Below are 19813 nucleotides of genomic sequence, written 5' to 3'. Positions count from 1 at the left end.
GATCAGCATATGATCAGGCGTTCAAGAAAACAAGTCATATGACGGCACCGCATCACGCCCCGGGTGCTCGCTGCAACAAATAGGCAAGCAGCGTGATCGCGCCCTGTTTGGACAGGGGTTCGTTGCCGTTGCCGCACTTGGGGGACTGGACGCAGCGTGGGCACCCGGACTCGCAGTCGCAGGAGGAGATGGCCTCGAGGGTCGCGGCCACCCAGGACCGCGCGCTGTGAAAGCCGGCGAGCACGTGCCCGGCGCCGCCTCGGAACGCATCGTGGATAAAGACGGTGGGCGCGCCCGTGTCGTCGTGCAGCTCGGTGGACAGGCCACCCAGGTCCCAGCGGTCGCAGGTCGCGACGATGGGCAGGATCCCGATCATCGCGTGCTCGGTGGCGTGCAGGGTTCCCGCCAGGTCCGCGGCCTCGATCCCCATCGTGGCCAGCGCCGTCGGGGTGAGGGTGAACCACGTGGACTTCGTTGGCAGCGTGTGGGTGGGTAGGAACAGCTCGATGTTGCGGATGAATTCGAGCCCGGGCAGGCGCAGCAGGTCATAGTCGGTGACCCGCGTCGACACGTTCGTCGGCCCGTGATGCCAGGTGACCGTGCCGTCCCCGCACACGTAGGTCTCCTCGATCGCGCAGACCTCGACGCTCGTGTGGGTCGTCGAGCGTGTGCGCAGGGGAGTGCGCACCTCCTCGACCAGGGCGACGCGCGCGTCGCCCGTCCGCGCGGGTGGGATGATGATCGACGAGGCCTGGGCCCCCTCCCGCTCCCCGCCCCCGAGGCGCTCGGTTCCCCGGGTGCCGCCCGGGGCCTCGGGCAGGAGTGCGCGTGGCCACCCCTGGGTGGCGGGAGCGGTGGGTGTGGCGAGGGAGGTGAGGCTCAGCACGTGGAAGGTGCGCCCCTGGTGGATGTAGATGGCGCCGGGGAAGACGTGGGCGTCGGCGGAGGCCTGGTCGATGGTGCCGACGACGGTGCCGGTGGCCGCGTCGACGATCTGGACGTCGCCGGCGGCTCCGCGCAGGTCGGTGAGGTCGCTGGGACGCTCGGCACGAGTGGCGTCCCAGAAGTATCCGGCGGGCCTGTGCTTGAGATACCCGTCGGCGACGAGGCGCTCGGTCACGCCTCGCAGTTCCTGGCCAAAGTAGGTGATATCGGATGGGGTGATCGGTATCTCGGCAGCCGCGGCGGCGACGTGTGGGGCCAGCACCCACGGGTTGGAGGGGTCGATGACGGAGGCCTCGACCTCGCCGAGAATGTGCTCCGGGTGGCGCACCAGGTACGCGTCGAGAGGGTTGGCGGAAGCGATGAGTACGGACGTGCCCGGCGCGCCCGCGCGACCCGCGCGCCCGATCTGCTGGCGCAGGGACGCGCGCGTGCCCGGCCAGCCGACCGTGATCGTCGCGTCCAGGCCTGAGATGTCCAGGCCCATTTCAAGTGCGGACGTCGTGGCGAGCGCCCGCACTCCTCCCGTGCGGATCGCCTCCTCGAGCGCTCGGCGCTCCTCGGGCAGGTAACCGCCGCGATACGCGCCCACCCGGCCTGCGTTCGCGGAACCACGCGCCGAGAGCCGGTCGCGCACCTGAGCGGCCACGGCCTCGGCCCCCGCGCGAGAACGCACGAAGGCGAGGAGGCGCGCCCCCTCCTCGACGAAAGCGGTGGCCAGGTTGGCGGCCTCAACCCCGGCGCTGCGTCGAACGATCGGGACCTTGAGGGTGGCCGTGCCGGGCGGCGCGTCGAGGGCCTCCAAGAAAGAAGAGATGTCGACTTCGGACTCGTCGGCCATGATCGCGCCCTGCCACAGCACCAGCTCGTGGGCGCCCGCAGGCGATCCGTCCTCGGTGATGGCGACCGCGTCGCGGCCCGTGAGCGCGTGCCCGACCGCAGCCGCGTCGCGCACGGTCGCGCTCAGCATGACGACGCGCGGATCCGCCCCCAGGTGGTGGGCGACGCGCAGCAGACGGCGCACGACCAGCGCGATGTGCGAGCCGGTCACGCCTCGCCAATGGTGGGCCTCGTCGATGACGATGAGGCGCAGCGACGCCAGGAAACGCGACCACCGCTGGTGCGACGGCAGCATCACGTAGTGCAGGAAATCAGGGTTCGACAGGATCAGGTCAGCGCCCGCGCGCGCCCACTCCTTCGCCTCGCGCGGCGTATCCCCGTCCACGGTCGTCGCGCGCACGCGGCGCAGCCTCTCATCGACGAGGCTGGGGCTTCCTTCCGCGCCTGCGCTCGCCTGTGCGTCGGCGGACTTGCCATCCTGGCCGAGCAGCGACATGAGCGAAGCCAGCTGGTCCGCCGCCAGAGCCTTCGTCGGAGCCAGGTACAGGGCCGTCGGGCGGCGGTGAATCGCGGAAATACGCGAGGAATCCTCGGCCTCCACCAGGTCGGAGAGGATCGGCGTCCACGCGGCCAGCGACTTGCCAGACCCCGTGCCCGTCGCGAGCACGGGGTCAAGGCCCTCGCGCACAGCGTCCAAGGCCTCGCGCTGATGAATCCACGGGTGCTCCACGCCCCGGCGTGCCCACGCGTCCACGACCGCGGGCGACACCCACTGCGGCCAATCCGCGATCTTTCCCGATCGGCCCGGCAGCGTCACGTGGCCGAGCAGCCGATCATCCTCGGCGCTCATGCGCTCCAGAACATCGAGCAGGTGCGCGGGAGAAGGAGAGGACAGGCCATTGCGTGCCTGACCGGGCGAGGAAGCCCCGGCCTCGTTCGACGAAGACGTCTGTGAAGAAGGTGAGAGGTCAGCGCTCATTCGCGCCCGGATTCACCGAGCCCCAGCGCCTCGGAGGCGGACTCCTTCACGTACTGGATTGCCGCGATACCTGTCGAAATACCCGACGAAATCGCGTCACGCAGCTGCACGTCTGACAGGCCGGCCTCCGTGTCCACCACGAAATCCGCGTACACGCCCAGCGTCCCCTCCGGTGAGGTCGCCGTGTACACCGTCGGGAAATACTTCTCGCGATTCCAGTTGTCGGCCGTCGCGAACAGCGCGGGCTCCGCGCTCTCGGCCGGCAGATCCGACTCCCACAGCGCGCGAATCGACAGGAAGCGACCCGCCGCATCGAAAGACACGAGGAACGGAATCTCGTCAAAAATAGCGCCCGCCGCACGACCCTTCTCGATCACGTCCAGCGCGTAACCCATCTCGCGCACGGCCTGAACGACCCGCTCAAAATCGGCCGGGTAGGGGGTTACCTCATCCTCGGGCACCAGGTATGGAACGTTCACAGCGACACCTCCCGACCCTGGGAATCCCAATCGACGAACCCGGGCAACGTCACCTCAAGATCCGCGAAGAAACCCATGATCATCGACATGGACGTCTCAAAGAAATTATCCAACTGAGCCTGCGTAAGTCCCGACATGACCACAACGTTGCACTCTGCGATCAGGCCGTACTGCGTGCCATCCTCCAGGGGCGCCAAGTACGCCTTCGGGCCCGTGCGCGTCGAATTGCAGGCCGCGACCTCGCGGGCAAGCTCACCGAACTGCTCCGGCGTGCGCGCAATCCCGCGCCACTGAGCGCGCAACTGCAAAATCTGAGGGTTTGTCGCATTCCAGAAAAAAGCGGCGTTCGGCGTCAGATACGCCAGCTCGCCCTCGTTGTAGTCGCCGAAACGCACGTCCCGGGAACGCAGCAAATCCCGAATGCGATCGGTGCTGACAGGTGAAGATGCAGCCACTGACAACTCCCGCGTGAGACATACAGAATCGGACACCCCCACTGTAACCGAGGCCTCTCTCCCGCGCGCGCCCACGTTGTCCGACAAGTCTTGACACGGGGCCTCCCACGCCTTTTCAACGAGGAGAGGGCAGGTACGCCGGCCGCCCACCCGCTGTGTGCTTGCCTTCGATTCGCGAGAAAGCGGAACCAATACACGCGCCCGCGCGTCCCTCCACTACAGTGGATACGAAATATCGCATCGACACGAACGGAGGACACCATGGACGACCCCAACGCCGCCCTGCCCTCCGACCCCACCGTCGACGAGTCCTACACCAAAGGCTCACGCCCCGTGCGCCCCCGCGCGCGCTTGTCGGCATCCGCCGAGACCGCCGGTCGCTCCTCCCGAGCGGACAGCGCCCCCGCTACCCAGCGGCCCACCCGAGGGCGCGCTCCCGGCCCCCAGACCAACGGCGAGGCCCCGGCGAGCGGGCCCCAGCCTCGTCGCCTGACCTCCGACTCCTGGTACCGGCGCAAGCTCGCCCGACGCCTCGGGGGAGTCGCCACCTGCCTGGTGCTGACGATGCTCATCAGTCACGTGGCGCTCTCGACCGCGCCCGGGCAGGTCCTCGACACGATCCTCATGGAGGGCACGATGCGCTCCGCGAGGCGCTACGAGGCCTTCTCCACCCTCATCACCGGCATCGTGTCCGTGCCCGTTATGGTCGCGGCCGGCATCGTCGTCGCCCTCGTTGCCGCTGCGCGACGGCGGCCCACGCTCGCAGGGCGTGCCCTCGGCGCTGTCATCGGCGCTAACATCACGACGCAGATCCTCAAGGATTACATCCTCACCCGCCCGAATCTGGGCGTCACGACGGGTGCCGGCAACTCCCTGCCCTCCGGGCACACCACCGTCGCCGTCACCCTGTCGCTGGCCCTCATCGTGGTCGCGCCCCAGTGGTTCCGCAGCCCGTCCGCGTGGATCGGCTGGGCGTGGACATCCCTCATGGGCGTGTCCGTCATGATGGAAGGCTGGCACCGCCCCTCCGACGTCATTACCGCCGCCCTCATCGCTGGGGCGTGGGCCCTCGCCCTGTCGCCCATCGAGCGGCGCCCCCGACACGGCGCGAAAGTCCAACGCGTCATGGTGTGGGTGAGCCTCGGACTCATCGTCATCGCGCTGCTGGCCACCGGCGCCGCCATGTGGGGCTTCAGTATGTCCGCCGCGTCCCCAGGATCCGGCTACGGTTTTGAGGACTTCCTGCAGCTAAGGCCCTGGCGTTCCCGCGTCCTCGGCGTCGCAGCCGTCGCGTGGGTGAGCGCCGTGTGCGGCCTCATCATGCACGAGGTTGACCGCCTCGCGGGCGAGTAATTCCTTCTGAGCGCTGCTGGTGTTCCGGGCGCTGTCGGGCCCGGCCGCTGTGTGTGCCGGTGGGTGGCGGCCCGCCCGCTGGCCGTCCGCGCCGCGAGCTTCGCTCGGCGCGTCGTCCTTCCTGCGTGTGTTGCTTGTGGCTCCACGGGTGTTCCGGGCGCCGGAGGGCCCGGCCGCCCGCGAGACTAGGCGACTTCGCTTCGCCCGGCGCCGCGTCTCGAAGCCCGACCGTGCCCTTCGGTCCCTCCGGCGCCCTCCACACCGGTGGCGCTTGGTCGCTGATTGGCGCGTCGTCTCGGAGCCCGGTCAGGCCTCGTCGTCACCGCGCAGGTGTCGCGTCCACACCTCGCTTGCCGCATTGCGTGCCTTTTCGGTGCAACGCGTTGCCAGGCTGAAACCGCTGTCACCTTTGTGGCCCGGTCTTTGTGCGTGGGTGAAACCGCCATTACCTTTGCTCGCTCGAAATGTGTGTCTTTGCGGCATTGTGGGCGAGCAAAGGTGTCGCTGGTTTCAAGGTTGCCCCTGGACGCCTGAGCAGTGGTGTCACGGGTTTCGCTGGGCCGCCACTTGTGTGCAGTTGTTTGCTCGAAGGGTCCATCAACCTCGTGCCATCTTCCAGTTGGGCTGGGCTGGTGGAATGTCCCTAGCGTTGCGGGGTTTGGGCAGTGGATAATGGGAGAGGGCGGCACGCTGTCGACGCCCACACAACGCCCACCTGCAGTTCCGTCCCGAAAGGACTGACATGCCTCGTCCCGCATCAGCCGTCGTCACCTCCAAGCCCGCGCGCTTCGTCCTGGCCCTGCTGCGCATCGCGGTCGGCTTCATTTTCCTGTGGTCGTTCCTGGATAAGACGTTTGGCCTGCACTATTCGACGGGCCCCTCGCGCGCGTGGATCAACGGCGGCACGCCGGCGCAGAGCTACCTGACGGGCGCGACGACCGGCAAGCCCCTGGCCTCCTTCTTCGAGTCGCTGGCCATGCCCGCCATGGATTGGCTGTTCATGCTGGGCCTCCTGGGTATCGGCCTGGCCTTCCTGCTGGGCATTGGCACGCGCCTCGCGGCTGTCGCAGGCGTTGTCATGCTGGGCTTCATGTACGCGGCGGTCGCCCCGTGGGTGTGGGGTTCCCTCAATCCGGTCGTCAATGAGCACCTGGTCTACGCTCTCGTTCTCATCCTGATTCCGCTGACCAGCGCGGGCGATACGCTCGGCCTGGGCTCGTGGTGGAAGGGCCTGGGGCTCGTCAAGAAGCTGCCCTTCCTCATCTGATTCGTCCGACTGTCTCAACGAGGCCGTGGCCGTGTTTCCGGTCGCGGCCTCGCTGTGTTGGCGGCAGGCTGGGGAGCGCGGGGCGCGGCTCCACAATGGGACGTTAGTCCTCGGTGGATGCTGAAAAAGCGCGCGCGTGATGAGCGGAACTGATCGTCGCGCGCGTCGTGCTTCTGACGCACGTATGACACTAGATATAGTGGTCACTGTTCGCATCAAGCATTACATCTAGTGATTGATGGTCGCGTTCCCCTAGATCTAGGGGAGCCTCACGCCGGGCGGAGGAAACCACCTCCACCCACAGTGCTACGGCCTCGCCCCACGAGGGTGGAGCATCCACGACGTGTCGATCACGCGACCGAACAGCAGTACCGGCCCGCCGCCCACCGAAGCGCAGGGTCAGAGGCGCACGCCGCCCCACGCAGTCCCACGACACCACACACATCTCCCACCCAGTGCCCAGCAGCCCGCGGCACACAACGGAATCAAGACAGGAAGAACAATGACTAGCGCACCCCGCTACGACGTCGACGCCATCGCAACCGTGCAGGAGTACCTCGACCGCTCCGATTGGCGGGTGAATGCCAACGCGAACCAGGGGTATTCGCTCGGCGGACTCGTCCTGAACTCGGCGGGCAAGATCGTCGCCAACTACTGGCTCGAACACGTCTACACCCCCGAGATCGGCGCGCCGCACCGCGAGGGCGACTACCACATTCACGACCTCGACATGTTCGCCGGATACTGCGCCGGCTGGTCCCTCAAGCGCCTCATCCAGGAGGGCTTCAACGGCGTGGGCGGCGCGATCGCCTCGGCCCCGCCCAAGCACTTCTCCTCGGCGTGCGGCCAGATCGTCAACTTCCTCGGCACTCTCCAGAACGAGTGGGCGGGCGCCCAGGCATTCTCCTCCTTCGACACCTACATGGCCCCCTTCGTGCGCCTGGACGACATGGAGTACGAGGACGTCGTGCAGTGCATGCAGGAGCTCATCTACAACCTGAACGTGCCCTCGCGTTGGGGCAGCCAGTGCCCGTTCACGAACCTGACCTTCGACTGGACGTGCCCGGATGACCTCGCGGACGAGCATCCCCTCATCGGTGACGAGGTCGTCGACTTCACCTACGGTGAGCTGCAGCGGGAAATGAACCTCATCAACCGTGCGTTCATCGAGGTCATGACGGGCGGCGACGCGGACGGCCGCGTCTTCACGTTCCCGATCCCGACCTACAACATCACGCCCGACTTCGACTGGGAGGGCGAGAATGTCGACGCCCTTTTCGAGATGACCGCGAAGTATGGCCTGCCCTACTTCCAGAACTTCATCAACTCCGACCTGGACCCGCACATGATCCGCTCCATGTGCTGCCGCCTGCAGCTGGACCTGCGTGAGCTCCTCAAGCGCGGCAACGGCCTCTTCGGATCGGCGGAGCTGACCGGCTCGATTGGCGTGGTCACGCTCAATATGGCGCGCCTCGGCTACCTCTACAAGGGCGACGAGGAGGGTCTTGTCGCGCGCATGGATGAGCTCATCGACCTGGCCTCGAAGTCCCTCGAAATCAAGCGCGAGACCATCCAGTACCACATGGACCACGGCCTCTTCCCCTACTCGCAGCGATACCTGGGCACGCTTGATAACCACTTCTCGACGATCGGCGTCAACGGCATGAACGAGATGGTGCGCAACTTCAGCGACGACGCCTACGACCTGACGGACCCGCGCGGCTTCGACATGTGCGTGCGCATCCTGGATCGAGTGCGCGAGCGCATGGTCGAGCTCCAGGAGGCCACCGGCCACATGTACAACCTGGAGGCGACCCCCGCGGAGGGGACGACCTACCGCTTCGCGAAGGAGGACCGAAAGCGCTTCGCCGACATCATCCATGCGGGCACGCCCGATGAGCCCTACTACACGAACTCCTCGCAGCTTCCCGTGGGATACACGGATGATCCGTTCCAGGCCCTTGAGGATCAGGAGGTCCTGCAGGGCAAGTACACGGGCGGCACGGTCCTGCACCTGTACATGGGTGAGCGCGTGTCCTCGGGCGAGGCCTGCAAAGAGATGGTGCGCCGCTCGCTGACGGCCTTCAAGGTCCCCTACATCACGATCACGCCGACCTTCTCGATCTGCCCGGTCCACGGCTACCTGGCTGGTGAGCACTTCACCTGTGAGAAGTGCGCGGCTGCCCACCCCCACGCGGAGCCGCAGGCCTGCGAGGTGTGGACGCGCGTCATGGGCTACTTCCGCCCGGTCCAGTCCTTCAACATCGGCAAGAAGGGCGAGTACCACGAGCGCCAGATGTTCTCTGAGAGCGCCGCGGATGCGCACGGTGAGCTCGTCAGCGCGTTCCCTCCCGCGGGGAGTCGCTGACGTGGGCGCCCGTCCCCATGACGACGATGCCGGGGCAACCCGGGAGGGCACGCTGAGCCTGGGCGTCCCCGGCCTCGTCGGGGGGCGGGATGCGCGCGAGTGGACGCCGGACGACCTGCAGATCGCCGGCCTCGTGCCGATGTCGACCGTGGACTGGCCGGGGAAATTCGCGGCGTCCCTGTTCCTGCAGGGGTGCCCGTGGGCGTGCCCGTACTGCCACAACAGTGCGATTATCGACCCGCGCATCCCGGGCGTGGTCGCGTGGGGAGCGCTCGAGGATCTGCTGGCGCGCAGGCGAGGCCTCCTTGATGGCGTCGTGTTTTCCGGCGGCGAGGCGACCCGCCAGATCGCGCTCGGGGCGGCGATGGCGCGCGTGCGCGAGCTCGGCTTTGGCGTGGGCTTGCATACCGCGGGACCCTACCCGAGGCGCCTCAAGGAGCTGCTCGGCGCGGGCCTCGTCGACTGGGTGGGCATCGACGTGAAGGCAACCCGGGGCAATTACGAGGCTGTGGCCGGGCGCAGCGGCGCGGGCGAGCGGGCGTGGGAGTCGCTGAGCATCGTTTTGGCTCACCCTGAGGTGGACCACGAGGTGCGCCTGACCGTCTACCCGGACGGCCCTGGAGACGGCTTCGAGGTGGCGGCGCGGGCACGCGAGATGGGGGTGAGGATCTTCGCCCTTCAGCAGGCGCGCGACCTGGGGACGCCCGACGGCTTTTCCGCGACGAGGCCTGGGTGGGACGACCAGGTTCGTTCCCTCGCGCGGGACATCGAAACGCTGGACTTTGAGAGGTTTATCTTCCGTGGGGACTCGTAGAGCATTTGTCAAGTGACAGCGCCGCATGTTGGGAATAAATATGGGGAAGGTTTCACTTGTGACCACTGATCGCGGTATTGTGTAACAACCTCGTGACCGTGAAGTCTGGAGTTTCGATGGCTGAAGAGCTGCACTTCGACGATCCTGCGGCGGCTGCCCAGGACCCGTCGACCGACGCCGAAGCGCTGCGCCAGCTGGCGTACCGCTACCCCGAGCTGCGCCCGGCCGTGGCCGCGCATCCGCACGCTTATCGCGGGCTGCTTGACTGGTTGCACCAGTTCAACGACCCGCAGGTCAACGCGGCCCTCGAGGCTCGCGACGACTATGACGGCTACATCGACTCCAACGGCTACCTCGTTATGCACGGAGACGTGTCCGGCGCGGTCGCCGGCTCGTCGATCCGTACCTCCGAATCCGGCATGTACGTCCTCGGTCAGGGTGGCGTGAACTCCTACTCGCAGGTCGAGCGCACCACCCCCTACTCTGCGGTCGTCGGCACGAATGCTCCTGTCCCGCAGGTGGGTGCTCGCGAGCAGGTCGTCGCCCAGGTGCAGCGTCAGTCCATCATAGGCAGTAAGGGGGCTCAGGATCCCGAGGCGACCGCCGTCTACCCGAGCGCGTCCTTCGGCTCGTCCTACCCCAGCGCGTCGGGTACCCCCGCGCGCCCCCAGTCCGCGCCGCAGGCCTACCCGGGCGCCGGCGCCTCCCACCAGGTGCAGCCCACTGTCTCGCAGGAGGCTGCGCCGAAGGAAGAGAAGGAACGCCGTGGCTTCCCGATGATGGGCGTCGTCCTGGGCATCCTTGGCCTGATCGCCGTGATCCTTCTCGGCTTCGTCATCTACGTCTTCACGCGCGGATACGAGGGCCCGGCCACGAGCTCGGACGCGACCCCCTCGGCCTCCTCTTCGTCGCCCGCACACGCGACGCCCTCCCCGAGCGCGACCACGGAGGAACCCGTCAAGTACCCGGCGCCCGCCGGCGCGATCACCGTGGACTCTTTCTCGTCCCCGTCCGGCAACATCACCTGTTCCTTCACCGCTGATGGCGTCAGCTGCGGCATCAAGGAATCCGACTGGGCCGAGGACGGATACGCCTCCTGCTCCGGCAGCCAGGTCGGCGTCCTCACCGCCTCGAAGGACAAGGCGGGCCAGTCCTGCGAGGCCGCGGTGCCGGGCGGCGGCAACGCCCTCGCGTACGGCGCCGCAGCGACCAAGGGTGACTACGCCTGCCACTCCACCCAGGATGGCATCAGCTGCTGGAACACGAAGACCGGCCAGTCCTTCGCGCTGGCACGCGGCGGCTGGATGACCGGTACGACCGGCGAGATCGGCCCCCAGAAGTTCAGCTGGAACGACTGACATCACGCGCATAACAGGGGCGGGCCCGAGGACATCCTCGGGCCCGCCCCTTAAGTCTGCGCAAGCCTACTGAGCCTTCTCGATGGGGCCCAGGATCAGGTTTGCCCACGCGGCGTGCAGGGACTCCTGATCGGAGGGCTGGAAGAGGCCGGCGAGCGCGTCGCGGTACAGGCGCGAGAGTTCGTGCGTGTTGTAGTAGGCGCTGCCGCCGCATGCGCGCATGGCCTGCTCGACGGCGCGCAGCGTGGCCTCGGCGGCCGCGTTCTTCGCGGCGGACAGCTGCGGCATCCACCCGCGACCGCGGTCCGCGCCCTCGTCGATGTCGCGCGCAAGCTCGCGGATCTGCGGGCCGACCGCGTTCATGATGAGGGCGGCCTCGGCGATGCGCCAGCGGATGTCGGGGTCGTTGGAGTAGGTCGTCTGGTTTTTCACCGAGCGGCGCGTTGCCACGTGCTCGGCGGCCACCTCGACCGCGCGCTCGCCGACGCCCTGGTAGGTGGCGGCCAGCAGGATCTCGAAGTGGGAGAAAATGCCGAAGATGACCGGGTCGGCACTCGGTCCCGGATCCGTGATCGTGAGGATGCGCTCCTCGGGCACGGTCACGCCCTCGAGCAGGGTCGTCATGGACTGGGTGGCGCGCATACCCAGCGTGTTCCAGTCGTCCTTGATCGAATAACCCTCGTCGTCGCGGTGGACGATGCCGAACACGGACTTGGGGCCCTCCTCGGTCTCTGCGCGCCCGAAGATGAGCAGGCGCGTCCACACGGGAGACAGGGAGGTGAAGATCTTGGTGCCCTCGAAGGAGTAGCCGCCGTCTGCGGTCGCGATCGCGCGCGTTGTGGAGCCGAAGAGCACGAGGTCGTTGCCTGGCTCGGAGATGCCGAAGCCAAAGACCTCGCCGGCGACGGCGTCGCGCAGGATCTGCTCACCGCGCGCGTTGCCGTTGGCGACCAGGTAGCGACCGAGGCCGACGATGATCTGGTGCATGTTGATGCCCAGTGCCGTGCCGGGAGCCGCTTTGGCTAGCGCCGTCTGCTCGGCGGCGATCTCGGTCAGGCTCAGACCCGCGCCCCCGAATTCGGTGGGGACGAAGGCCGACAGGTATCCGGCCTCGTGCAGCTCCTCCAGATCCTTCTCGGGGTAGGTGTTGGCGGCGTCCGCGTCGGCGGCGCGCTCGTGGATGCGGGCGAGCAGGTCGGAATCCAGGAAGCTCATCGCGGTCCTCTTTTCGGTGGGGGTGAACGAGGACGGGGCGCCTAGCACACGGCGGTGCCCTTCGAGGGGTGGTAGCGCGTGTAATGGCCCCGTTACTCAGGGTGACCTAACTGTAACGCTGAGTGGGACGTGTGGGCGAGATGTAATGTGCCTGACGGGGCGTTGTCTGGCCTCGGGCCGCCCCTATTAGCTAGGGTGGATGCTGTGAGTACTCCGAACGCGCCCCGCCCTGCCCTCACTCCGCGTCAGCGTTTCCTGCGCGAGCGTCAGCAGCGCCAGAACACGACGTTCGCTATCATCGGCATCGCGATGATAGTGGCCGCGGTGGCGGCCGCCCTCGTGTTCACGGGAATCGTTCCCGTCCCGTTCGGCAATGACTTCTCCGTCAAGGTCAAGTACGCCGAGACCGGTGACATCCCGTGTCCGAAGGTGGACGCGAAGCCCGTGGCCCCCTCGCAGGTCACCGTCACGGTCATCAACACGACCCAGCACCAGGGCCTGGCCTCCAAGGCCACGGATATGCTCTCAACCGCCGGCTTCCAGACCGAGGAACCGGCGAACTCGGACGTCGAATACACCGGCAAGGTGCGCATCACGGCACGCGCGGACTCGGTGGACGCCGCCTATTCGGTGGCCCGATTCTTCCCCGGCTCCCACGTGCGCCTCAGCGACGCTGAGGATGCTACCGTCACGGTCGAACTTGGCACCTTCTACGACGACACGATGAGCGCCGAGGACGTGCAGCGAGTCCTCAAGTCCAACGACTCGATCGAGCAGCCCGCGAAGTGCCGACCGATGTCGGGCACGAAGCAGGACTAAGACAGAAGAAAAGGCCGCCCCGAGTGGGCGGCCTTTTCGCATCGGCTGCGGCGCTCGTTGAGCGTAGAGAGCCGCGGGCGATGGGGACGTCGCGGTTAGCGGCCGGTCAGCGGCCCGGCCGTGCCACGGCCTCGTATGTTCTCCAGGAGCGCCTCGCCGTCCGACCCGTACCAGACGGGGACGGACTCAGGGACGGTCCACAGGGCGTCGGGCACCATGGCCTCGAAGCTGCCGTGCGCCATGAACTGCTCGATCTCGGACAGGGAACGAATCGCGATGCCCGCGACGTACTGCGGGAACTCGCGAGCGAACTCCGCGTAGATCTCCGGGTCGTGCTGTCCGTCGTCGCCGACGAGGAGCCAGCGCATGTGCGGGAACATGCGGGCCAGGCGGCGCAGCTCGCGGCGCTTGTGCTCAGGCCCCGAACGGAACCATCCCGTATTCGAGGGGCCGAAGTCCGTCATGAGGAAGCCGCCGGCCGGGTAGCCGGAGCGCTCCAGGAAGGAACGCACCGTCGGCACGACGTTCCACGCGCCGGTGGACAGGTACATGATGGGGGCGTGGGTGCCCTCGGGCACGACCTCCGACGAGGCCGACGACGTCGTCAGCGTTGTCAGCAGGTGCGCCATGCCGGGGACGGCCTCGCGCGAAGATACACGGTCCAGGAAGGCGTGCTTCGCGGCCGTGACCAGGCGCGGGAGCATCGACACCATGACGGTGTCATCGATGTCAGAGACCACGCCGAAATGCTCGTGATCCGACACGATGCGCAGTCGAACGGAGGTGGGGCGGCCGGCGCGGATATGGCCCTTGCGGGGGCGCTCGTACATCGCCGAGGCCGGGGCAGGCAGAGGGGTCGCCGTGCGCAGAGTGGTCGCGAGTTTGGTGGCGGTGTCCTCGGACAGGCCGAGTGCGCGCACGTCGCCCGCGTGCAGGACCTGGATGGTCGCGTCGTGCCAGCCGGGCTCGAGGCCGTGGCCCAGAATCGTCATGTCGACGAATCCGCCGCGGTCCGCGAAGGTGAGTCGGCGCGCGTTGCCGACCGTGATGAGCACGGGCTGGCGGGGGACCTGCGCGTTGAAGAACTGGCGCCATCCGCGCCGGGTCTGCAGCCAGGAACGACCGTCGTCGCCGCGCGCCATGAGGACGCGGCCGAGGATGCGGGCGCTGCGTTCAGAGCCGATGCCGCCGAATCCGACCACGCCCGGGTAGTACCAGCCCTGCGACATGGCGGCGACCAGCAGAGACGAGGCAAATTCACCCACGCCTGCCGTCAGGGCGAGCGCGAGCGACGGTGATTCGTTGTCGATGAGGGGCGGTCGGAGGCGCATGATGGCAATCATAGGTCCTCGCGCCCGTGCGGGCGCAAGAATCGAGGGGGTTGCGTCCTCAGTCGAGGGGCAGCGTGGGCTTGGGGGTGGCCGCGGTGCCCTTACGCAGCGCGGGCAGGCCGATGAGCATGAAGAGGACCATCGCCCACCCCGCGCCGGCCATGGTGAACAGGCCGCCGCGCGCGCCGATTGCGTCGATCGCGGGTCCGGCGATCGCCGTGCCCAGCGACGTGCCCAGGTTGATCGAGGTGGACATCCAGGTCAGGCCCTCGGTGAGCTTCGCGGGGGAGACGGAATTCTGGATAATGACGTTGACGTTCGTCATCGTGGGGGCGCAGGTGAGGCCCGTGATGAGGATGACAATGGCCATTGTCCAGACGCTGAATGCCACGGGGAACAGGCTCATGCCGATCGCCATCGCGATCACGCCGATGACGAAGAGCTGCCAGGTGGGGCGCCTCCACGTGCGTGCGCCGTACACGAGGGCGGCCGTCAGTGAGCCGATCGAGAAGAGGGCCAGGAGGATGCCGCCGAGTGCGGGGGCACCCAGCTCCTCGGTGAAGCTGACCATCGACACTTCCATCGCGCCGAACGTCATACCCATGCCGATGTAGGTCGCGGCCATGACGAGGACGACGGGCTTGCGGATAACGGACTCGCGCGGGGCGCTCGGATCGTAGGGGATGATCGCGGGCTCGGAGTCGCGGCGCGACAGGAAGAGAGCGCCGCCCACCGCCAGACTGACGATTGAGATAATGAGGCCGGTGGCCGGGTGCAGGGCGGTGCCCAGGACCGTGGAGAGCACGGGGCCCACGATGTAGACAAACTCGTCGACCGCAGACTCGAGGGCGTAGGCGGTCGACAGCTGGCCCGGCTTGTGCAGGATCGTCGACCAGCGCGAGCGCACGAGCGCACCGGGCGCTCCCCACGTGGCGCCCGCGAGGGCCGCCGGGATGAAGAGTAGCCACTCGGGGGCGTGCATGAAGACGGCGGCGACGAGGCCACACATCGACAGGGTCGCGATGACCCACGCGGGACCCATGACGCGCAGCTGCCCGTAGCGGTCGACGTGGCGCGCGAGAATGGGCGCGCAAATCGCCATGACGATGATGTTGACTGCGGAAACCGCGCCGGCCAGCGTGTAGTTGCCGTACTCAGTGCGCACCATGAGGATCGTTGACAGTCCCACCATGGACATCGGCATGCGTAGCACAAGTCCAGCCGCGGAGAATTTCCAGGACTGGCGGTAACGCAGAATGTCAAGATAGGTGCCGAGCATCCATCCATTCTATCGCCGTGCAGCGTGCCGAAAGCCAAGTGGAATGGGGTGTTCGTAACCATTCGGACCCTCCGCACGGGGAGGGGAATCCGCGAAAAAGCCACGGCCTCGTCAAAAAGGACGAGGCCGTGGCCGGGGAACGGGGAAAGGTCTAGTCGGTCACCTCGAAGACGCCGACCTGGCCCTTTTCCGCCAGGGAGAGAGCGTGGTTGACGAAGGTGTAGTGGCCGGCCTCGAGCGGCGTGAACTCGACGAATCCGCCCTCGGCGGCGCCCAGTGTGAGGACCTGTCCCCAGCCGCCGCCGCTTCCGCCGCCTCGGATCACGTAGGCGCCCTCGCGCCACACGGTGTCGAACTGGGTACCCACGACGTGGAAGGTGGTTGCCAGGTTCGGGCCCGCGTCCATGACCCACACGCGCACGCGCTCGTTGGTCTTGATCTGGATCGGGTGCGCCTTGTACTGGAAGGGCACGCCGTTGAAGGCCATCGCGTTGGGCTGCAGGGCCGACAGGAGCGAGGCGTCAGCGGGCTGCCCGTCCGCGCCCAGGTAGAGCTCGGAGGCAACCATGACGTACTCGCGGTCGACCTTATCCAGGTCGGTCGGGTCGATGATGACGGCCCCGAACATGCCGTTTGCGATGTGCATCGACATGGGCGCGGTCGAGCAGTGGTAGAGCCAGATGCCCGCGTTCTTGGCGACGAAGGTGTACTCGAGCGTCTGCCCGGGCTCGATCGAGCGCATGACGTTGTCGGGGGCGACGAGGCCCGCGTGGAAGTCCAGCGAGTGGCTCATCGTCCCGTTGTTGACGAGCGTGATATGGAAGGTGTCGCCGATGTGTCCGCGCAGGATCGGGCCGGGAGCGTCCCCGTTGAAGGTCCACGACTCGCGCGTCAGTGAGCTCGTCACGTTGACGGTCTGCTCGGTGACCGTGAAGGTGTAGTGGCGCTCGGTCTCGTTCGTGGCGGGCGGCAGCACAGGGTCTCGCGCGTCGATGGTCGCCGCGTAGTCCGTCAGGGCCGTCGGGGTGGCGGGACCGGCGGCGGCGTCTTGGCCGTGGTCGTGCCCGTGGTGCGCGTGGCTGCCCGAGGCCGAGGTTCCCGAGGAGGACGAGGACGACGATGACGCGCCCGTGGCCTGCACGTGCAGGGTCATGCCGAGCTCACGGTGTCCCGGTAGGGAGCACCAGCCCTCGACGTCGCCGGAGATGATGCCGAGGTCCAGTTCCTTTGTCTCACCCGACGCGAGCGACCCGGACGACACGCCCGTCTCAAATACCAGGTCATGGCGCTGGTCCCCCGAGTTCGTGAAGTCAATGACCAGGCGGTCGCCAACCGGCACCTCAATGTGGTTTGGTGTGAAAGCGATGCCCTCGACCCCCACCGACACGCGGGTCGTGTGTCCGGTCGGCGTCACAGACGAGGTCGTGGTCCCGGTCCCCGTTCCCGTGCTCTGCGTCGTGGGCGCGGACGGGTTGGACAGGAAGATCGCGAGAGCGAGCGCCACGACGGAGACGACGCCGACGATCGCTCCGGCCGTGCGGCTCACGGGCGAGTGATCGCCCGCAGGGCTCATGCGCAGCTTGGGGCTTCCCGTCGTGGGGACTTTCGGGGCGGGCGTCTTCGGCTTCTTGCCTCCCGACGACGGCGAAGCGGACAGGTTCAGGTCAGCCACGGCTGCCTCCTTGTGTGGTGGGGGATGAAGCGGCGGCGCGTTTGGCGCGCGCCTGGGCGACGCCGCAGCGGGCCATGAGGACGATGTCAACAAGGTAGGTGGCCAGCAGGACCACCCACGCGGCGATGGTGAGGCGTTCGGCGGAGGTTCCGCCCAGGGATGCGACGGCGAGCGCGAGGACCGCGGCCACGTTGCGAGCCGCCTCCCGGATGGGCGCCCCGGCCTCGAGCACGCCGACGCCGACGCGCACCGCGGACGGGCCGCCGCCAATCACGACGGGCATCAGGTAGGTGAGCGCGCCGACAAAGAGCTGGCCCAGCCCGGCCGCGCCCAGGATCGGCATCCACGCGAGGAAAGCCGAGCGCAGCCCGGTCGCGTCCGTCGCCTGGAAGGCGCGCAGGGACGCTCCCGCGCCGGCAACGAGGATCCATGCGGCGCCCAGCATGAGAGACCACGCACCGTATTCAGCCGGCCCCTTCTTAAGCGCCACGCGGACCAGCGGAACGCCCACGCCCAGGGTGGCCGCGCCCACGACGACGAGGAGACCCACGGAAGTCACGCGCATCGACCCTGCCACAGCGCCCGTGCCGGCGACGAGAAGCGCGGCCACCCACAGGGGCAGCGCGCTCGTCGCAAAGGACACGGCTCGCGGATCCATGCGCGTGCGCATCGCGGTTGGCCCCAGCGTCACCAGGGTTCCACCCATCGTCAGGCCCACCCATCCGGCGATCCCCGCCAGCGCGTGGGCGACCGTCAGGCGGTCCCGGGCCTCGGCCAACCACGTGGGAGCGTCCGCGTCGAACATGGCCGCCGTGATGAAACCCGCCAGCGTCGCGCCAACCACCAGGAAGAACGCGGCCGCGATGTAGTAGCGGATGATGACCGCGAACCGCGAGGCCAGGCGCTCGCGGGACGCGGTGAGCAGCGCCCACCCGTGCCAGGCCGCGATCAACCCAACAACGGTCGCACCCGTGACGGTCGCGTGCCACAAGCCCGACCACATGCCACCGATGAGGAGCAGCAGGGAGAGATTAAACGCCGTGATGCGCACGGTGTTGTCGCGCCCGGCCCGCCGATCGTCCGGGGCCAGGTGTGCGAGCGCGCGCGTGAAGTACCAGGACCACTGGAAAATCCCGTTTGACAGGACGCCGAGGGTCACCAGGTGGATCATCGTCCACAGGTTCTGCGGGATGCGGCCTCGGGCGACGATCGTGATCGCCGCGGCGACGGCTGCCGCGCACATCCAGACGGTGGTCGCGCGGTCGGTGCGGGGAACGCGGGGCTTGTTCATCGTGCCTCCCGAGCGTTCGCGCGCGCCCGGCGTATCGTCACCGTCAGCGTCGTGGCGACGAAGAGGAGCATGCCGACGACCCCGAGGGTGCCGCCCAGGCGCCACGGGTAGGCGGCCTCGCGCGCGCCCGCGAGGAGGCGCAGGAGGAGGGAGACCTGCAGGAACGCGAAGGGGACCCACATGGCGCCGTGGTAGGGTACCTCGCGTCGGGCGACTGCCGGGATGATAACGGGCGCGTGGGCGAGCAGCATCGAGACGACGAAGCCGATCGTGATCGCGTGGACGCCGGCGTCGTAGCCGTAGCCATCGAAGGTGGGCGGCGCAATAATCCACATCAGCGCGGGCACGAGCGCCCACGCGTAGCCGCTCAGCATGCACACGGCCGCCAGGCGCGGCAGGCCCTTCATGCGCACCGTGCCGCGCGCGACGTCGTGCCACGCGGTGTCGGCCATGAGGACACCCAGGCTCAGGCCGATCAGGGGGTAACCGATCGTCGGGGAGTAGAGCGCGACGGTCAGGCCTACCATGAGCGCGGCGCTCTCGGCTGTGATGCGCCGCTCGGTCGAGCCGGACGCGAAGGCGAGGCGCGCGAGTTCGACGCGCTCGCCGATGATCGTGACGATCAGGAACGCGAGCCACCACGGCACCGCGCGCGCAGTCTCGAGGCCTCGCCACCACAGGAGGATGCCTCCCAGGCCAATGAGAGCGCCCATCAGCTGGATGAGGACCGCGTGGGTGGCCTGACGGCGCGCCCACACGTAGCAGTAGATCGCCGTCAGCAGCGCCATGCCGAGGGTGACGAGGAAACCGGGCATCATCCGCTCGGGCGTGAATCCGGGCAGGTGGGCGGCCAGGAAGCGGGGGACCGGGAGGTTCGTGAGCACCTCGCGCACCCCCTCGTTCAGGGAGATGATGACCGCGCTGATTCCGCCGGCCCCGGTGAGTAGGGGAGCGGCGTACGCCCACGCGCGCCGCCCGTCGGACTGCAGGGCGACCGCGCGCTCGAGGCAGATCGCGGTGCCCAGGAACCCGTAGATCATGAGGAGTCCGTGCACGGTCCCCAGGCTCGTCGCGGCCACGGGTGCGAGCGCCCCCAGGCGCACGAGGGATGCGTCAAGGCCCGCGAGGAGCGCGACGCCCGCGAGGAGCAGGAACGCGAGGCGGCCGGCGGGCAGCCGGGGGATGGGAGGCCTCGTCGTCGCTATCGACGAGGCCTGGGCTGGCGCATCCGGTCCCGCGTTGCGTGCGGGTGGGCGGGATGCCTCGCTCATGTGGGCTCCTGGAGTAGGTGGGCGTTGCCGGTGTTCCCATCTGGGGACAGTGCCAAGGTAGCGACCTTGCTCGCAATTTT

Annotated in this window: 15 protein-coding genes; 6 read left to right on the top strand and 9 right to left on the bottom strand. The window is 67.9% G+C overall.

Going from position 1 to position 19813, the window contains the following annotated elements:
• Positions 1 to 52 precede the first annotated feature (52 nt).
• The 3 genes from ACTODO_RS02630 to ACTODO_RS02620 all read right to left on the bottom strand — a co-directional run bounded on the left by ACTODO_RS02630 (position 53) and on the right by ACTODO_RS02620 (position 3695).
• Positions 53 to 2632 carry a DEAD/DEAH box helicase gene (locus tag ACTODO_RS02630; RefSeq protein ID WP_003791100.1) on the bottom strand — a complete coding sequence of 860 codons (2580 nt, stop codon included), beginning with the start codon at positions 2630 to 2632 and terminating at the stop codon, positions 53 to 55.
• Between the two features lie 125 nt (positions 2633 to 2757).
• On the bottom strand, positions 2758 to 3240 hold the full coding sequence (locus ACTODO_RS02625; RefSeq protein ID WP_003791098.1) for a YbjN domain-containing protein: 483 nt from the start codon (positions 3238 to 3240) through the stop codon (positions 2758 to 2760).
• Entirely contained in the window at positions 3237 to 3695 is a 459-nt protein-coding gene (locus ACTODO_RS02620) for a YbjN domain-containing protein (RefSeq protein WP_034512581.1), read from the bottom strand. Before ACTODO_RS02620 ends, ACTODO_RS02625 begins: the two co-directional genes overlap by 4 nt.
• 261 nt (positions 3696 to 3956) lie before the next feature.
• On the opposite strand from ACTODO_RS02620, the gene ACTODO_RS02615 reads away from it, so the two are divergent.
• The 5 genes from ACTODO_RS02615 (at position 3957) to ACTODO_RS02595 (ending at position 10855) form a co-directional block, all read left to right on the top strand.
• Positions 3957 to 5048: a phosphatase PAP2 family protein gene (locus tag ACTODO_RS02615; RefSeq protein ID WP_003791093.1), complete on the top strand. Its 1092-nt coding sequence runs from the start codon at positions 3957 to 3959 to the stop codon at positions 5046 to 5048.
• Positions 5049 to 5790: 742 nt separating this feature from the next.
• Positions 5791 to 6315, top strand: a complete 525-nt coding sequence (locus ACTODO_RS02610; RefSeq protein ID WP_003791092.1) for a DoxX family membrane protein — start codon at positions 5791 to 5793, stop codon at positions 6313 to 6315.
• 502 nt (positions 6316 to 6817) lie between these two features.
• Positions 6818 to 8683, top strand: a complete 1866-nt coding sequence (locus ACTODO_RS02605; protein WP_003791087.1) for a ribonucleoside triphosphate reductase — start codon at positions 6818 to 6820, stop codon at positions 8681 to 8683.
• Positions 8634 to 9497, top strand: a complete 864-nt coding sequence (locus ACTODO_RS02600; RefSeq protein ID WP_003791085.1) for an anaerobic ribonucleoside-triphosphate reductase activating protein — start codon at positions 8634 to 8636, stop codon at positions 9495 to 9497. Before ACTODO_RS02605 ends, ACTODO_RS02600 begins: the two co-directional genes overlap by 50 nt.
• Before the next feature lie 116 nt (positions 9498 to 9613).
• Entirely contained in the window at positions 9614 to 10855 is a 1242-nt protein-coding gene (locus ACTODO_RS02595) for a variant leucine-rich repeat-containing protein (protein ID WP_003791081.1), read from the top strand.
• Positions 10856 to 10921: 66 nt separating this feature from the next.
• Here the strand turns inward: ACTODO_RS02595 and ACTODO_RS02590 are convergent, their stop codons facing one another.
• Positions 10922 to 12070 (bottom strand): acyl-CoA dehydrogenase family protein, encoded by a 1149-nt coding sequence (locus ACTODO_RS02590; protein ID WP_003791079.1) that lies wholly within the window; start codon positions 12068 to 12070, stop codon positions 10922 to 10924.
• 204 nt (positions 12071 to 12274) lie between these two features.
• Here ACTODO_RS02590 and ACTODO_RS02585 point away from each other — a divergent pair, with 204 nt between their 5' ends.
• The gene (locus tag ACTODO_RS02585; protein ID WP_196773357.1) at positions 12275 to 12889 is read left to right on the top strand and encodes a LytR C-terminal domain-containing protein; all 615 of its coding nucleotides are present in this window, start codon (positions 12275 to 12277) and stop codon (positions 12887 to 12889) included.
• A 95-nt stretch (positions 12890 to 12984) separates the two neighbouring features.
• Here the strand turns inward: ACTODO_RS02585 and ACTODO_RS02580 are convergent, their stop codons facing one another.
• The 5 genes from ACTODO_RS02580 to ACTODO_RS02560 all read right to left on the bottom strand — a co-directional run bounded on the left by ACTODO_RS02580 (position 12985) and on the right by ACTODO_RS02560 (position 19733).
• Positions 12985 to 14232 carry an App1 family protein phosphatidate phosphatase gene (locus ACTODO_RS02580; RefSeq protein ID WP_003791075.1) on the bottom strand — a complete coding sequence of 416 codons (1248 nt, stop codon included), beginning with the start codon at positions 14230 to 14232 and terminating at the stop codon, positions 12985 to 12987.
• A 46-nt stretch (positions 14233 to 14278) separates the two neighbouring features.
• Complete coding sequence (locus ACTODO_RS02575; RefSeq protein WP_003791073.1) at positions 14279 to 15499, bottom strand: MFS transporter; 1221 nt, start codon at positions 15497 to 15499, stop codon at positions 14279 to 14281.
• Positions 15500 to 15650: 151 nt separating this feature from the next.
• The gene (locus ACTODO_RS02570; RefSeq protein WP_208853680.1) at positions 15651 to 17171 is read right to left on the bottom strand and encodes a multicopper oxidase domain-containing protein; all 1521 of its coding nucleotides are present in this window, start codon (positions 17169 to 17171) and stop codon (positions 15651 to 15653) included.
• A complete protein-coding gene (locus ACTODO_RS02565) occupies positions 17164 to 18462 on the bottom strand; it encodes a hypothetical protein (RefSeq protein WP_003791067.1) in 1299 nt (432 codons plus the stop codon). Before ACTODO_RS02565 ends, ACTODO_RS02570 begins: the two co-directional genes overlap by 8 nt.
• A complete protein-coding gene (locus ACTODO_RS02560; RefSeq protein ID WP_003791065.1) occupies positions 18459 to 19733 on the bottom strand; it encodes a DUF8744 domain-containing protein in 1275 nt (424 codons plus the stop codon). The genes ACTODO_RS02565 and ACTODO_RS02560 overlap by 4 nt, the downstream gene beginning before the upstream one ends.
• Positions 19734 to 19813 lie beyond the last annotated feature (80 nt).

The sequence above is a fragment of the Schaalia dentiphila ATCC 17982 genome, from assembly GCF_000154225.1.
In the GTDB taxonomy this organism is placed as follows: Bacteria; Actinomycetota; Actinomycetes; order Actinomycetales; family Actinomycetaceae; genus Pauljensenia; species Pauljensenia dentiphila.
Note: the sequence above shows the minus strand (reverse complement) of the source record. Positions and strands in the feature narration are given on the sequence as shown.

What these genes read in the sequence shown, in the direction of transcription:
- ACTODO_RS02610 (WP_003791092.1), top strand. Translation starts at nt 5,791, where the DNA reads ATGCCTCGTCCCGCATCAGCCGTCGTCACCTCCAAGCCCGCGCGCTTC.
- ACTODO_RS02560 (WP_003791065.1), bottom strand. Translation starts at nt 19,733, where the DNA reads ATGAGCGAGGCATCCCGCCCACCCGCACGCAACGCGGGACCGGATGCG.
- ACTODO_RS02595 (WP_003791081.1), top strand. Translation starts at nt 9,614, where the DNA reads ATGGCTGAAGAGCTGCACTTCGACGATCCTGCGGCGGCTGCCCAGGAC.
- ACTODO_RS02565 (WP_003791067.1), bottom strand. Translation starts at nt 18,462, where the DNA reads ATGAACAAGCCCCGCGTTCCCCGCACCGACCGCGCGACCACCGTCTGG.
- ACTODO_RS02630 (WP_003791100.1), bottom strand. Translation starts at nt 2,632, where the DNA reads ATGAGCGCCGAGGATGATCGGCTGCTCGGCCACGTGACGCTGCCGGGC.
- ACTODO_RS02590 (WP_003791079.1), bottom strand. Translation starts at nt 12,070, where the DNA reads ATGAGCTTCCTGGATTCCGACCTGCTCGCCCGCATCCACGAGCGCGCC.
- ACTODO_RS02600 (WP_003791085.1), top strand. Translation starts at nt 8,634, where the DNA reads ATGCGCACGGTGAGCTCGTCAGCGCGTTCCCTCCCGCGGGGAGTCGCT.
- ACTODO_RS02575 (WP_003791073.1), bottom strand. Translation starts at nt 15,499, where the DNA reads ATGCTCGGCACCTATCTTGACATTCTGCGTTACCGCCAGTCCTGGAAA.
- ACTODO_RS02605 (WP_003791087.1), top strand. Translation starts at nt 6,818, where the DNA reads ATGACTAGCGCACCCCGCTACGACGTCGACGCCATCGCAACCGTGCAG.
- ACTODO_RS02615 (WP_003791093.1), top strand. Translation starts at nt 3,957, where the DNA reads ATGGACGACCCCAACGCCGCCCTGCCCTCCGACCCCACCGTCGACGAG.
- ACTODO_RS02580 (WP_003791075.1), bottom strand. Translation starts at nt 14,232, where the DNA reads ATGATTGCCATCATGCGCCTCCGACCGCCCCTCATCGACAACGAATCA.